The following is a 15,049-nucleotide window of genomic DNA, read 5'->3' on the forward strand; positions in this document are numbered from 1 at the left end:
GAGTTTAATTTTGTTTATTTCCTGTAGGCCGCCGCATCGCTGCAAGCCGCATAAATCCAAGGGTCTAATGGACAAACCCCCTCTCTGCCACTAAGGTTCCTGCCTTGACCGCAACCCCGGCAAAGAGCCATCCCCATGAGCAAATACAACCAGATCTATACGGATCTGCTTGCCAGCATCACCACTGAACGCCTGCAGCGCGGCACGCGCCTTCCCTCCGAAACCGAATTGATGGACAGCTACCAGGCCAGCCGAGGCACCGTGCGTCGGGCCATCGAGCAGCTGCAGGAGCGTGGGTTTGCGCAAAAGATCCACGGCAAGGGCACCTTCGTGTTGTCGCCCAACCCGATCGAGTTCCAACTGGGCGGCATCGTCAGCTTCCACGAAACCCACGCCGACCTGGGCGATGACGTACGCACCGAAGTGGTCGAATTCACCCAGTTCCCACTGGAAGGTTCACTGCTGCAACACATCGAAGCCGAACCGGGCGCCCTGATCACCCGCATCAAACGGGTACGGCGCATCGGCGGCAAACGGGTGATCCTCGACATCAACCACTTCGTGGCCGACGTGATCCCCGGCCTGGACCGCGCGATTGCCGAGCAGTCGATCTACGCGTTTATCGAACAGACGCTGCAGCTGCAAATTGCCTATGCCCAACGCACCATCGAGGCCCTGCCGCGCGGCAAAGACGACCAGACGCACCTCGACCTCGAGGGCCAAAGCCACGTGATCGTGGTGAGCAACCAGACGTTTTTGCAGGACGGGCGGCAGTTCGAGTACACCGAGTCGCGGCATACGTTGGATAAGTTTTACTTTTCGGATATTGCGCGGCGTTGAGCATAAGTTGGGAAGATCATTGCACTGTGATGCTCTTCGCCAGTCCTGCTGCCCAGGCAGCGGTCATCTTTTCCCCAACCGCTTCGAACTCTGGGTAAGTGCTTCGGTATTCTGAAAGCTCCGCCATCGCGCGGGTCATGCCGTCTTGCACTCTGGCAAGCAGTTCGTTGCAGCGAGCTTCAGTCAAGCTGCACGCACTGCGCCCGAACTGGACCAGCATCTTGCCTTCGAACCGCCTAGCAGCAAGCCAATGATGTCGTTGCTGCTGTACACGGTGGTGGTCACCAGATCGTAAGCCGGTGCTAGCCAAACGTCCGCGTCCTCTGCGCAATTCTCATACAACAGGCCGAAGTTTTTCAGGTGTGCGTCACCGTTCTGGATGCCGGCAGAAAGCGCCACCATTAAGAAAAAATCTTCCAGTGTTCTGGTGACACGGCTGGGCGTGACAAATGACCTGATCAGCTTCGCGCATCCCTGGTAGCTTCCGTCGTACTTCTTCGCGGTTCCCCATCCCGATAAAACGCACATGTCCTCGAAACCGAGGTAGGTGCCTTCACTGATGTCGAACCGTTTCACCACAAGGAGCTTACCGTGCTCGCTGAGCTTGAATTCAGGCACCTCAAGGCCGCAATGGAATGCGGCCCGCATGCAGAAAAACTCATTGGCCGCCAACTGAGGAAAATCAGACTCGTTGAACGCCTTCACCAAATGCGTCGCGCCCCGAGGGGTGAGACGTTCAATGCCGGGGACCATGTCGTCAACGTCGCGTACCAACACTTTGGGTTGAACACCCGACACCCCCGAGTAGGCTGCGTAGGTTCTCAGAAGATCATCAAACAGGTCTTTCGCCCCGTCGTAGACCAATAGCGCGGACAGTTTGATCTCAGGCAGTGGCTCACCACCTGCGTCATGGGCAACACTGATACGACCCAACTGGTGTGGGCCCACGATACCCAGCAAAGCGAAGTCGTCAAAGCCGCGCACTGACTTGCTGAAGCGCCGCACAAGCTCATCCTTGAGATGGCCCTCGGGTATGTGCATCTCGAACAGAGGATGGAGCCCATACTCCCAGTTGTAACTCTCCAAGCGCACCGGCATGGTTAAGGAAACTGCATTCACTTCAGCAACAGTATCGCTGTACGCAAAAACCGAATCGCGCCTGCTCTCCTGACCCCACCCAAGTGTGCCAACAGGCACACCGCCTACACCGATAGACAGCCGATCACTTTGACTCGTCATGGAAGTTTCCTGTTTTCAGCTCATCAAGGGTCATGCGCCGACGCTTGGGGATGGCAGTCAACTCATATCCCAACCCCTCAAGAATGGCTGCGACCTTGCGAATCCCCACTTCCGGGATGGTATTGTTTTCAATCCCCGAGATGGTGGCGCGACTCATGCCATGCCGTTGTGCGAGCTGGCGTTGTGAAAGTCCGGCGGCCTTGCGGAGGTTCTTAATCAATCTTGGTCAGGCCTGGGTGAAAGCGTTCTTTGAGCTTTACGGTGTTGAGCCCGATGAGCAGCGTATGAAGTTCTATTGTCTGCTGGATAAGTTTTTCTGATGCTGAACGTACCCTCGATACCTATCTCTACACCCGATTCAAGTCGGTAAGGCCGTCACGCAAGAGATAGGAAGGACGCAAAGCCCCCCTGTGGCGAGGGAGCTTGCTCCCGCTGGGTCGCGAAGCGGCCCCGCTCTTTGAAAGAGCCTAGGACTGCTACGCAGTCCAACGGGAGCAAGCTCCCTCGCCACGGGTACATTGTTCTCGCGTCACCCAACGAAATCAGACCCAGCGACCTAGCGGGTTACTTGGGAAGAATTTAGCCTGCTCAAGATCGATTACATAGGCTCCGGATCGTGAAATCCGTTAGCACTGCATACCAAGCCTAACCCTCCTTTTTACTTCCATGAAACACAAAACCCCGGCACATGGCCGGGGTTTTGTTGTTCAGCATTTACCTGCTAACGCAGGATCACTCCCACTCAATCGTCGCCGGCGGCTTGCTCGACACGTCATACGTCACGCGCGAAATACCTTCGATCTCGTTGATGATACGGCCGCTGACAGTCTCCAGCAGTTCGTACGGCAGGTGTGCCCAACGCGCGGTCATGAAGTCGATGGTTTCTACGGCACGCAGGGCCACAACCCATGCGTAACGACGGCCATCGCCTACTACGCCAACCGACTTAACTGGCTGGAAGACCACGAACGCCTGGCTGACTTTGTGGTACCAGTCGGCCTTGCGCAGTTCCTCGATGAAGATGTGGTCGGCGCGACGCAGCAGGTCGGCGTATTCCTTTTTCACTTCACCGAGGATGCGTACGCCCAGGCCTGGGCCTGGGAATGGGTGGCGGTAGACCATGTCGTACGGCAGGCCGAGTTCCAGGCCCAGACGGCGGACTTCGTCCTTGAACAGTTCGCGCAGCGGTTCTACCAGCTTGAGGTTCATTTCCTCAGGCAGGCCACCCACGTTGTGGTGGGACTTGATCACGTGGGCCTTGCCGCTCTTGGCGCCGGCCGACTCGATCACGTCGGGGTAGATGGTGCCTTGGGCGAGGTACTTGATGTTGTCCAGTTTGTTGGACTGGGCATCGAAGACGTCGATGAAGGTGCGACCGATGATCTTGCGCTTCTTCTCGGGGTCGGACTCGCCGGCCAGGTTGTTGAGGAACTGGTCCTCGGCGTTGGCGCGGATCACTTTGACGCCCATGTTCTCGGCGAACATGGCCATCACTTGCTCGCCTTCGTGCAGGCGCAGCAGGCCGTTGTCGACGAAGACGCAGGTCAGTTGGTCGCCGATGGCTTTGTGCAGCAGCGCGGCGACAACGGAGGAGTCAACGCCGCCGGACAGGCCGAGCAATACGTTGTCGGTGCCGACCTGGGCACGAACCTGGGCGATGGCGTCTTCAGCGATTTTCGACGGGGTCCACAGGGCTTCACACTCGCAGATGTCGAGAATGAAGCGCGACAGGATGCGGCCGCCTTGTTTGGTGTGGGTCACTTCCGGGTGGAACTGCACGCCGTAGTAGCGACGCTCGTCGCTGAACATGCCGGCGATCGGGCAGCTCGGGGTGCTGGCCAGGATGTGGAAGTCTTCCGGCATCTTGGTGACTTTGTCACCGTGGCTCATCCACACGTCGAGGCCGAACAGGCCGTCGGCGTCGATGTGGTCTTCGATACCGTCCAGCAGGCGGCTCTTGCCGACCACGTCCACACGGGCATAACCGAATTCACGCAGCTCGGAACCTTCAACCTTGCCGCCCAGTTGCTCGGCCATGGTCTGCATGCCGTAGCAAATGCCGAAGACCGGTACGCCCAGGTCGAATACGGCTTGCGGGCAGCGCGGGCTGTTGGCTTCGTGCACGGACTCGGGGCCACCGGCGAGGATGACGCCTTTCGGTGCGAATTCGCGGATCGCTTCGTCATCCATGTCGAACGGGTGCAGTTCGCAGTACACGCCGATTTCACGCACGCGGCGGGCAATCAGCTGGGTGTACTGGGAACCGAAGTCGAGGATCAGGATGCGGTGGGCGTGAATGTCGAGGGCCATGAAGTCAGTCTCGTCTAATGAATCAGAAACAACTCGGGGCTGAAGAACAGCCCCGGTTACTTAACATTTTGCTGGAAGCCTCAACCTACGCGGTAGTTTGGCGCTTCCTTGGTGATCTGCACGTCGTGGACATGGGATTCAGCCATGCCGGCGCCGGTGATCCGTACGAACTCTGGCTTGGTGCGCATTTCTTCGATGTCGGCGCTGCCGGTGTAGCCCATCGAGGAACGCAGGCCGCCCATCAGTTGATGGATGATCGCGCTCAGGGTGCCTTTGTACGGCACACGGCCTTCGATGCCTTCCGGAACGAGCTTCTCGGCGCCTGCCGAGGAGTCCTGGAAGTAACGGTCGGAAGAGCCTTGCGCCTGGGACATGGCGCCCAGCGAACCCATGCCGCGGTAAGCCTTGTAGGAACGACCCTGGAACAGTTCGATCTCGCCTGGCGCTTCTTCAGTACCGGCGAACATCGAGCCCATCATCACGCAGGAAGCACCGGCCACAATGGCCTTGGACAGGTCACCGGAGAAACGGATACCGCCGTCGGCGATCAACGGGACGCCAGTGCCTTCAAGGGCAGCGGCGACATTGGCGATGGCGCTGATTTGCGGCACGCCGACACCGGCGACGATACGCGTGGTGCAGATCGAGCCAGGGCCGATACCGACCTTGACCGCGTCAGCGCCGGCTTCGGCAAGCGCCTTGGCCGCTGCGCCGGTGGCGATGTTGCCGCCGATCACTTGTACGTCAGGGAAATTCTGTTTGACCCAGCGCACGCGGTCGATCACGCCTTTGGAGTGACCGTGGGCAGTGTCGACCACCACCACGTCAACACCGGCAGCAACCAGCGCCGAAACGCGGTCGCCGGTGTCTTTACCGGTACCGACTGCAGCGCCGACGCGCAGACGACCTTGGTCATCCTTGCTGGCCAGCGGGTAAGCCTTGGCTTTTTCGATGTCGTTGACGGTCATCATGCCTTTGAGGGCGAATTTGTCGTCGACGATCAGCACGCGCTCGATGCGGTGCTTGTGCAGCAGTTCGCGCACATCGTTCTTGTCGGCGCCTTCCTTGACCGTGACCAGACGCTCTTTAGGCGTCATCACTTCGCGGACGGTGACTTCAAGACGGTTCTCAAAACGCACGTCACGGGAAGTGACGATGCCGACCAGGTCGCCATCGTGCAGCACCGGAACGCCGGAGATGTTGTGCAGGCGGGTCAGTTCGAACAGGTCACGCACGGTAGCGTCGGCTTCGATGGTGATTGGATCTTTCACCACACCGGCTTCGTAACGCTTGACCTTGCGCACTTCGGCAGCTTGCTGCTCGATGGTCATGTTCTTGTGGATGATGCCGATGCCGCCTTCCTGAGCCATGGCAATTGCCAAACGGGCTTCGGTGACGGTGTCCATGGCAGCGGAAACCAGGGGAATATTCAGCTCGATGCCACGGGTTAGGCGGGTCTTGAGACTGACTTCGTTAGGAAGCACCTCGGAATAACCGGGCACTAGGAGAATGTCGTCGAATGTCAGAGCTTCTTGGCTGATACGCAGCATCGCGGGGGCTCCCGAGCGGGAAAATGGAAGCGCGCCATTATATACATGCACCCTGCCGGGCTCAATGTAAAACTCTGACAAACTTGGTAATACTGATAGATGGGTTAAAGCTCGACTTTGACCCAACTCATCTTCTGGTCCAGCCAATCGGCGAATTCGTCGATAAAGCTCTGCTTGAACCCCGCCTCCGCCCAGTTGTTGAAGATGAATCCCAGGTTGGAAAAACCGCATTCCTGCAGGAACAGGAACCCGTTGATGTCGTCTTCATGCCCACACAGCGGGCAGGTGAAGTTGTCGGTGTGGCCGGGCATCCAGTCTTCCAGGCTTTCGAACAGCGCTTCGCCGACTTCCTTGAGGCATTCCGGGCAACCGGCTTCCTCGAGAAAGCCTTTGGCCGGGGTGTAGATGCAGCGTTTGTAGATGATTTCCAGCCCGTTGATGGGCTCGTTGAACGGCAACGCCTCGGGGTGCAGCACCACGGCGCGAGCGCCATCGGCCAGGGCGTAGGCCATGCGGTTGCCGGTGCGACCGCAGGTGGTCAGCTCTTCCTTGATGATGTTCTTGCGCACCAGCCAACGCACGATCGCCCGGGCGCGGGGTTCGTGGACGGGCAAGGTGGAGATTTTCGGGACAAGGATGCTTTGGGAATTCATGGGAGTCCTGCGGTGTGGCGTCTGGCGTCATCGGGGGCAAGCCCCCTCCCACATTTTTGAAGGGTGAATACCTTCAAAGGTGGGAGGGGCTTGCCCGCGAAGAGGCCCTGAAGGCTGGCAGCTTAATCCCTGCCCCACACAGGTCAAGTACTCAAATACCGTCCAATCAACGCAATTCCACTGGCGAGCACCAACCATGTCACCAACCGCACAAATGCCTCACGCGACATACGCATGGTCAACCTGCGCCCACACCACAGCCCGAGCGCCATCGCGGGCAACAGGCACAGCGCCAACATCAGCAACGGCAGATCCGCATACACCCCGGCAATCAAAAACAGGCTCAAGCGCACCACCGTGCTGCAACTGATCAACGCACTCTGGGTGGCACGCGCCGTGTCCTTGGGCAGGCGGCTGTTCAAGTAGATCGCATATAAAAAGCCGCCACTGCCAAACAACGCGCCGAATAAGCCGCCCACCGTCCCCATCGGAATCGACCACCCCGCCGCCAGCTGCGCGGGCCGCGCCTTGACCATCAGGCTGTAGAGCGCATAGGCGCTGATAAACAGGCCCATCAACAGCAGCAACACGTCGGAATGCAGATTGAGCAAAAACACCACACCCAGCGTGCAACCGATGGCCATGCATGGCAGCAATCGCAGCAGCTCCGGCGTGTTCACATCCCGCCGCGATTGCAGCAGGTTGCCAAACGCCGCGACAAAGTCCAACAGCACCAGCAACGGGATGATTTTCGACAGCGGCATAAATAGAATCAGGATCGGGCCCGCGACCAGCGCAGTGCCGAAACCCGCGATGCCAAACACGATGTAGGCCACCACCACACCCACGCCGATCAGCAGCCAATCCGCACCACCAAACGACCACTGACTCATCAGCTCAACCGGGCTCATGGGGAATTCCTTGTTAGAGACAGTCATCACTTTAGCCATCGGCGAGCGATGCGACTAATATCTTCAAAGCCCTCCACTCATCTCGAAAAGGCATGACGTGTGATTTCCACCCGCCAACTGCGCTACTTCGTCGAAATCGCTGACAGCGGCAGTTTCAGTGCCGCCGCCGAGCGCCTGTTCGTGGCGCAATCGGCCCTGAGTCGACAGATCAAAGCGCTGGAAACCCAGCTGCACACCCCGCTGTTCGAACGCACCGCACGCCAACCGCGACTCACGGCTGCGGGTGAGGCCTTCTATCCGCGAGCACGCAACCTGCTGAGTGAATTACTCAAGGCCAGCGAGCTGGCAACCCAAGTGGGCAATGGCGAACTCGGCACGCTGCGCCTGAGCCATTCGAGCACCGTGCCGATCAGCGGCCCGCTGCTGCAAGGCATCAGCACCTGGCTGGACCGCTGCCCTGGGGTGTCGATGGATATCGTCAAACTGTCCTCCGAAGCGCAGTTGGAAGAAATCGCCGACGGTCGCCTGGAAGTCGGCGTGCTGCGCTTGCCCGTGCTGCGCCAGCGTGAGGGGGTGCGGGTGGTGCCTTTATACAGCGAACAACTGCTGCTGGCGGTGCCGCCCAATCATGCGCTGGCGCGCAGTCCTGCGCCCATCGAGCTGGAGCAATTGCGGGACGAAGCGTTTATCTCGATCCCCCACCCACAACGCGGCGGCCTGAGTTATCTGTCAGCCGAGTTGTGCATGCGCGCGGGATTTTTCCCCAAGGCCGCGCAAGTGATGTCGCGCAAGACCACCCAGCTGCAGCTGATCCAGGCCGGCTTCGGCATTGCCTTGTTACCAAAATCCATGCAGGACATTGCCCCGGCCAACGTGCATTTTTTGCCCCTGGCCGACCCGGACTGCCTCAGCACCGTGGCGCTGGCCTGCGCACAGACGCCGAGCGCGCTCGTGGAGCAATTCTGCCAAACCTTGCGCGAATGCCTATAAACTGCCGCCCATGATTAAAGATCGCTCCTCATGATTAAAGACCCGTTTGCCCGACTGGGCCTGGACCGCGAAGTCCTGACTGTCAGCCAGCTCAACGGCCGCGCGCGGGTGTTGCTGGAAGACGTGTTCACCAATATCTGGGTAGAAGGCGAGATCTCCAACCTCGCCCGCCCGGCCTCCGGCCACGTGTATTTCACCCTCAAGGACAGTGGCGCCCAAGTGCGTTGCGCGCTGTTCCGCAATAACGCAGCACGGGTGCGCCAGGCATTGAAAGATGGCCTGGCCGTGAAAGTGCGCGGCAAGGTGTCGCTGTTCGAGGGCCGTGGCGACTACCAACTGATCCTCGATACCGTCGAGCCAGCCGGTGATGGGGCGTTGCGCCTGGCGTTCGATGCGTTGAAGGAAAAGCTCAGCGCCGAAGGCTTGTTCAGTGCCGAGCGCAAGGTACCGTTGCCTGCGCACCCTCGGCGCATTGGTATTATCAGCTCGCCGACTGGCGCGGTCATTCGCGACATCATCAGCGTGTTCCGCCGTCGGGCGCCGAACATTGAATTGACGCTGATCCCCACCGCCGTGCAAGGCCGCGAAGCCATCCCTCAGATTGTGCGCGCGTTGAAACTGGCGGATGCCCGTGGCTTCGACGCGCTGATCCTGGCCCGTGGCGGCGGCTCACTGGAAGACCTCTGGTGCTTCAACGAGGAAGCGGTGGCCCGTGCTGTGGACGCCTGTATCACGCCCATCGTCAGCGCTGTCGGGCATGAGACCGATGTGTCCATCAGCGATTTCGTGGCGGACGTGCGCGCCCCTACCCCCTCCGCCGCGGCTGAACTGCTCGCGCCAGACGCCAGCCACCTGGTGCGCCAGGTCGAAAACCTGCACCGCCGCCTGGTGATGTTGATGCGCAACCGCCTGAGCCATGACCGCCTGCGCCTGGAAGGCATGGCCCGGCGCCTGCGTCACCCCGGCGAACGCCTGCGCCAACAGGCCCAGCGCCTGGACGACCTGGACATGCGCCTGCGTCGCGCGTTTGAGCGCAGCCTCAATACCCGGCGCGAACGGCTGATCCGCCTGGAAACCCGCCTCGCCGGCCAACACCCAGGCCGTCAACTGGCCCTGCTGCGCCAACGCCTGGAGAGCCTCGCCGAACGCCTGCCTCGCGCCATGCGCGAAGGCCTCAAGGCGCGGCGCCTGCAGCTGCAAAGCCAGGTGCAGACGCTGCACGTGGTCAGCCCGCTGGCGACCCTGGGCCGTGGCTACAGCATCCTGCTGGACGAGCGCGGCCAGGCTATTCGCAGTGCCGCGCAGACCCACACCGGACAGCGCCTGACCGCACGCCTCGGTGAGGGCCAATTGCAAGTGCGGGTGGAAGACAACCACCTGACACCCGTCACCCTTTCGTTATTGGATTGATTGATGCCACGTCTATTTAGCCTGTTGATGCTGCTGTGCCTCACGTTTAACGCCCACGCCGACAGCTACATCACCCGTACCCTGAACAAACCGGTGCCAGGGGGTGTGGCCGTGGTCGAGCTGGGCCCTTCGGTCGCCGCACCGAAAGCCACGTACCAAGGCAAGCCGGTGCTGGTGGTGAAAGAGGCGGACAACTGGCTGGCGATTGTCGGCATCCCTCTGACCGTCAAGCCGGGCAACGAGCGCATCAGCAGTGGTGGGCGCAGCCTGCCGTTTATCGTCGGCTACAAGCAGTACCCGGAACAACGCATCACCCTGAAAAACAAAAGCCAGGTGAACCCCGACCCGGCGCAGCTCAAACGCATCGAGGCGGAGCTGGCAGTGCAGATCAAGGCCTACCGCAGCTTCAGCCCGAACCTGCCGAGCAACCTGGTGCTGGACAAACCGGTGAACGGGCCGCTGTCGAGCAAGTTTGGCGTGCGTCGTTTCTTCAACGGTGAAGAGCGCAACCCCCACTCGGGCCTGGACTTTGCCGTGCCCGCCGGTACGCCGATCAAGACGCCGGCGAACGGTAAAGTGATTCTGGTGGGCAACTACTTCTTCAACGGCAATACGGTGTTCGTCGACCATGGCCAGGGCTTTATCAGCATGTTCTGCCACATGTCGAAGATCGACGTGAAAGTGGGCCAGCAACTGGCACGCGGCGCAGTGGTGGGCAAGGTCGGTTCGACGGGCCGCGCGACGGGGCCCCACATGCACTGGAATGTCAGCCTGAACGACGCACGGGTTGACCCGGCGATCTTTATCGGCGCGTTCCAACCCTGAAACGCTCAATTGCGCGCCCGATAATGGGCGCGCAATTAAAACCAGCCTGCCACTCATCCACAAGCATAAAATCTCGTTTCCTACGCAGATAGAAGAACTTCTCTCAATTTTTAGCGACTGCTTGCCATCTTTCACCCCGGCGGTTAGGGTTGAGCTTATGAAAACCTCTCACACCCTCATTCAGCTCCGCCAGCACCGCAGCCTGTGCCTCGTCAGCGCACGACTGCCAGGCTGAATCGATCTGCCTCGTCCTTACGTTTTATCCCTAAAAACAGTTCTACGGCAGGCCGCCTTTTCTCGGCCCCTACTACAAAGGATTTCCCGATGAGCATGCTCAAAGACCCGTCTTCGAAGTACCGCGCGTTCCCGACCATCGATATCCCGGACCGCACCTGGCCATCGAAGACCATCACCGAAGCGCCGATCTGGTGCAGCTCCGACCTGCGTGATGGCAACCAGTCGTTGATCGAGCCGATGGATGCCGTGAAAAAGCTGCGTTTCTGGAAGACCCTGGTCGCCGTTGGCGTGAAGGAAATCGAAGCGTCGTTCCCGGCCGCCTCGCAAACCGACTTCGACTTCGTACGTACCCTGATCGAAGACAACCACATCCCCGAGGACACCACCATCCAGGTGCTGACCCAGGGCCGTGAAGACTTGATCGCACGGACCTTCGAATCCCTGCGCGGTGCCAAGAAAGCCATCGTGCACTTGTACAACGCCACGTCGCCGTCGTTCCGCCGCATCGTATTCAACCAGGATAAGGAAGGCATCAAGGCCATTGCGGTCAACGCGGCCAAGCTGTTCGTCAAATACGCCGCCCAGCAGCCGGAAACCCAGTGGACCTTCGAATACTCCCCGGAAACCTTCAGCGCCACCGAGCTGGAATTTGCCAAGGAAGTCTGTGACGCGGTGATCGAGGTGTGGAACCCGACGCCTGAGCACAAGATGATCCTCAACCTGCCGGCCACCGTAGAATGCGCCACGCCGAACATCTATGCCGACCAGATCGAATGGTTCGGTCGCCATATCAACCGTCGTGACAGCGTGATCATCAGCCTGCACACCCACAACGACCGTGGCACCGGCGTGGCCGCCACCGAACTGGGCCTGATGGCCGGCGCCGACCGTGTCGAAGGCTGCCTGTTCGGCAACGGCGAGCGTACCGGTAACGTCGACCTCGTCACCGTCGCGCTGAATATGTACACCCAGGGCCTCGACCCGCAACTGGACTTTTCCGACATCGATGGCGTGCGCAAAGTCGTCGAGGAGTGCAACCAGATCCAGGTTCACCCGCGTCACCCATACGTCGGTGACCTGGTGCATACCGCGTTCTCCGGTTCGCACCAGGACGCAATCCGCAAGGGCTTCACCCAACAGAAAGACGACGCGCTGTGGGAAGTACCGTACCTGCCGATCGACCCAGCCGACATTGGCCGCAGCTACGAAGCGGTGATTCGCGTGAACAGCCAGTCGGGCAAAGGCGGCATCGCCTACCTGCTGGAGCAGGAATACGACATCAGCCTGCCGCGTCGCATGCAGATCGAGTTCAGCCAGGTGGTACAGGCCGAAACCGACCGCGTCGGCCTGGAAATGACCGCACCGCAGATCTACGCCTTGCTGCAGCGTGAATACCTGCAAGCCAACACCCCGTATGCGCTGGTCAGCCATCGCCTGCAGGAAGAGAACGGCAACAGCTTTGTCGAGGTGGAAGTTTCGGGCAAAGGCCAGGGCGAAACCAACCTGCACTGGAAAGGCAAAGGCAACGGCGCGCTGGAAGCGCTGGTGGCGGGCCTGCCGATTGGCGTGGAGATCATGGACTACAACGAACACGCAATCGGTGCCGGCACCAATGCTAAAGCGGCGGCATACATCGAACTGCGTGTGAACGGCGAGCGTCCGGTGCATGGCGTGGGTATTGATGAAAACATCACCACGGCCAGCTTCAAGGCCCTGTTCAGTGCGCTTAATCGCTCGTTGAGCCAGCAGGAAGCCAAAGCGGCTTAAGCAGTCTGCTTAAATGTGAAAGGCCCCTGGATAGGAGTCCAGGGGCCTTTTTTTGGTTTTGTGATGTCTGTGAGGACCTCATCGGGGGCAAGCCCCCTCCCACATTTTGAATGTATTCACAGATCAACGTGTGGGAGGGGGCTTGCCCTAATGCCCGTCAGTTAAGGGTGAGCACCGTACCTGTGGCGAGGGAGCTTGCTCCCGCTGGGTCGCGAAGCGGCCCCAGCTCTTTGTTTCAAAAGACTGGGACTGCTGCGCAGTCCAGCGGGAGCAAGCTCCCTCGCCACAGGTTACTGTTCGCTCTTGCTGCTTCTTAACTGACTGGCATTAGGGCTTGCCCCCGATAGCGGTCTGTCAGACAAACTGGAAAGTATCGGCATCCAGGTTCGCCGGAAACCGCGTGCGATACGCCGCCAATTCCGCCGCATCCAGGTTCACCTGGAACACCCCATCCGCCTCCCCCGCACTCAGCAAGGTCTCACCCTGGAAGTCCAACACCTGACTGTCACCGGTGTAGGCAAACCCCTTCCCGTCCGTCCCCACCCGATTCACCGCCGCCACGTAGCACAGGTTCTCGATGGCCCGCGCCGGCAGCAGGCGGTTCCAGTGCGAGCGCCGCGCTCCGGGCCAGTTGGCGGTGTATAGCAGCAAGTCAGTGTCCTGGGCATCGCGGCTCCACACCGGAAAACGCAGGTCGTAGCAAATCAACGGCCGAATGCGCCAGCCCTTCAATTCGAACTGCACCTGGCGCTCGCCGGGGGTGTAATGGTCGTGCTCGCCGGCCATGCGGAACAGGTGGCGCTTGTCGTAATGCAGCACCTCGCCATCCGGCCGCGCCCACAGCAGGCGGTTGCGGTGGCTGCCGTCGGCGGCCTGGATGATCACACTGCCGGTAATGACCGCGTTGTACTTGGCCGCCTGGTTTCGTAACCAGCGATGGGTCGGACCGTTTTCCGGCTCGGCGAGCGTCTCGGATTCCATGGAAAAACCGGTGGTGAACATCTCTGGCAGCACGATCAGGTCGGCGCCTTTGGCTTGCTCCAACAACAATTCGAAGTGCTCAAGGTTAGCCTGTCGGTCGTGCCAGGCCAGAGTGGTCTGGACCAGGGCGATGTTCAGGTTCGGCAATGCATTCAGATCACGCATAGTTTTTTGGCTGCTTGTTGCAGCGTTTCCTCGCGTTTGGCAAAGCACAGGCGCACCAGGCGCTGGCCTTGGGGTGGGTTCTGGTAGAACACCGAGACCGGGATGGTGGCCACGCCGTGTTCACGTGTCATCCACAGCGACATGGCGACGTCGTCCAAGTCCGGACGGATCTGTGAGTAATCCACCAGTTGGAAGTAGGTGCCGGTGACGCGGGTAAAGCTGAAACGCGATGGCGCCAGCAAGTCACAGAACAGGTCGCGCTTGGCTTGGTAAAAAGCCGGCAGTTCCTCGACATGCTCCGGATGTTCGGCCATGAAGTCGGCCAACGCGTACTGCAACGGGGTGACGCCGCAGAAGTTGACGTATTGGTGCACCTTGCGCAGTTCGGCTGTCAGGGCCGGTGGCGCGACGACGTAGCCGGTTTTCCAGCCGGTGACGTGGTAGGTCTTGCCGAAGGAACTGACCACGAAGGCGCGCTGATAAAGCTCCTCATGGGCCAGTACGCTGACGTGGGGCACGGCGTCGAATACCAGGTGCTCGTAAACCTCGTCGCTGACCAGGTAGATATCGCGGTCGCGGATCAATGCCGCTAACAGATCAAGCTCGGCGCGACTGATCAGCGCGCCCGTCGGGTTGTGCGGTGTGTTGAGGATGATCATGCGCGTACGCGGCGACAGCGCCGCCTGGATCCTCTCGAAGTCGAGGGCAAAGCCATCCAGGCTCAGTTGCACGTGCACGCAACGGCCACCGGCCAGCTCGACCGAGGGCTCGTAGCTGTCGTAGCACGGGTCGAACACGATGACCTCATCGCCATGACGAATCACCGCTTGAATTGCGCAGAAGATCGCCTCGGTGGCCCCAGGGGTGATGGTCACTTCACTGTCGGCATTGACCGTGGCGCCATAACTGCGGGCGATCTTGGCGGCCACCTGCTGACGCAGCACCGGCAGGCCGGTCATGGGTGCATATTGGTTGTGACCGAGGGCGATATGCTTGCCGACCGCGTCAAGCAAACCCTGAGGGCCATTGAAGTCCGGGAAGCCTTGGGACAGGTTGAGCGCACCGGTTTCGGCGGCGAGTTGCGACATCGTGGTGAAAATCGTCGTGCCGACATTCGGCAGCTTGCTGGTGATCATCGGAGGCCCCTGCAGGTGAGCCCCAAGTTTTAAGC

At 60.1% G+C, this 15,049-nt stretch carries 12 protein-coding genes and 1 pseudogene; 5 read left to right on the forward strand and 8 right to left on the reverse strand.

Translation table 11 applies throughout. From position 1 onward, the window contains the following. The first annotated feature begins 135 nt into the window (after window positions 1-135). A complete protein-coding gene (gene treR / locus BM403_RS14030; RefSeq protein WP_015885723.1) occupies window positions 136-840 on the forward strand; it encodes a trehalose operon repressor in 705 nt (234 codons plus the stop codon). A 16-nt stretch (window positions 841-856) separates the two neighbouring features. Here treR and BM403_RS14035 read toward each other — a convergent pair. The 6 genes and pseudogenes from BM403_RS14035 to BM403_RS14065 all read right to left on the reverse strand — a co-directional run bounded on the left by BM403_RS14035 (window position 857) and on the right by BM403_RS14065 (window position 7,503). Then, window positions 857-2,079, reverse strand: a pseudogene (locus BM403_RS14035) (type II toxin-antitoxin system HipA family toxin). Further along, window positions 2,063-2,299, reverse strand: coding sequence for a helix-turn-helix domain-containing protein (locus tag BM403_RS14040; protein ID WP_046035241.1), 237 nt, complete (start codon window positions 2,297-2,299; stop codon window positions 2,063-2,065). Before BM403_RS14040 ends, BM403_RS14035 begins: the two are co-directional and overlap by 17 nt. Window positions 2,300-2,811: 512 nt before the next feature. Further along, complete coding sequence (gene guaA, locus BM403_RS14050) at window positions 2,812-4,389, reverse strand: glutamine-hydrolyzing GMP synthase (protein WP_015885725.1); 1,578 nt, start codon at window positions 4,387-4,389, stop codon at window positions 2,812-2,814. Window positions 4,390-4,469: 80 nt separating this feature from the next. After that, window positions 4,470-5,939: an IMP dehydrogenase gene (gene guaB / locus BM403_RS14055; RefSeq protein ID WP_015885726.1), complete on the reverse strand. Its 1,470-nt coding sequence runs from the start codon at window positions 5,937-5,939 to the stop codon at window positions 4,470-4,472. Window positions 5,940-6,043: 104 nt separating this feature from the next. Next, window positions 6,044-6,592, reverse strand: a complete 549-nt coding sequence (locus BM403_RS14060; protein ID WP_015885727.1) for a hypothetical protein — start codon at window positions 6,590-6,592, stop codon at window positions 6,044-6,046. A 143-nt stretch (window positions 6,593-6,735) separates the two neighbouring features. Further along, window positions 6,736-7,503, reverse strand: a complete 768-nt coding sequence (locus BM403_RS14065; RefSeq protein ID WP_093543275.1) for a sulfite exporter TauE/SafE family protein — start codon at window positions 7,501-7,503, stop codon at window positions 6,736-6,738. Window positions 7,504-7,602: 99 nt separating this feature from the next. Between BM403_RS14065 and BM403_RS14070 the strand changes: the two genes are divergently transcribed. The 4 genes from BM403_RS14070 to leuA all read left to right on the forward strand — a co-directional run bounded on the left by BM403_RS14070 (window position 7,603) and on the right by leuA (window position 12,732). Next, the gene (locus tag BM403_RS14070; protein ID WP_093543277.1) at window positions 7,603-8,493 is read left to right on the forward strand and encodes a LysR family transcriptional regulator; all 891 of its coding nucleotides are present in this window, start codon (window positions 7,603-7,605) and stop codon (window positions 8,491-8,493) included. A 30-nt stretch (window positions 8,494-8,523) separates the two neighbouring features. Then, window positions 8,524-9,903, forward strand: coding sequence for an exodeoxyribonuclease VII large subunit (gene xseA, locus BM403_RS14075; RefSeq protein ID WP_093543279.1), 1,380 nt, complete (start codon window positions 8,524-8,526; stop codon window positions 9,901-9,903). 3 nt (window positions 9,904-9,906) lie between these two features. Continuing rightward, window positions 9,907-10,728: a M23 family metallopeptidase gene (locus BM403_RS14080; RefSeq protein ID WP_093543281.1), complete on the forward strand. Its 822-nt coding sequence runs from the start codon at window positions 9,907-9,909 to the stop codon at window positions 10,726-10,728. Window positions 10,729-11,052: 324 nt separating this feature from the next. Beyond that, the gene (gene leuA, locus BM403_RS14090) at window positions 11,053-12,732 is read left to right on the forward strand and encodes a 2-isopropylmalate synthase (protein ID WP_015885732.1); all 1,680 of its coding nucleotides are present in this window, start codon (window positions 11,053-11,055) and stop codon (window positions 12,730-12,732) included. A gap of 354 nt (window positions 12,733-13,086) precedes the next feature. Here the strand turns inward: leuA and BM403_RS14095 are convergent, their stop codons facing one another. Next, complete coding sequence (locus BM403_RS14095; protein WP_093543283.1) at window positions 13,087-13,878, reverse strand: amidohydrolase; 792 nt, start codon at window positions 13,876-13,878, stop codon at window positions 13,087-13,089. Further along, entirely contained in the window at window positions 13,866-15,014 is a 1,149-nt protein-coding gene (locus BM403_RS14100; RefSeq protein WP_093543285.1) for a pyridoxal phosphate-dependent aminotransferase, read from the reverse strand. The genes BM403_RS14095 and BM403_RS14100 overlap by 13 nt, the downstream gene beginning before the upstream one ends. Between the last annotated feature and the right edge of the window lie 35 nt (window positions 15,015-15,049).

Source organism: Pseudomonas sp. OV546 (genome assembly GCF_900116845.1).
GTDB classification, from domain to species: Bacteria; Pseudomonadota; Gammaproteobacteria; order Pseudomonadales; family Pseudomonadaceae; genus Aquipseudomonas; species Aquipseudomonas petroselini.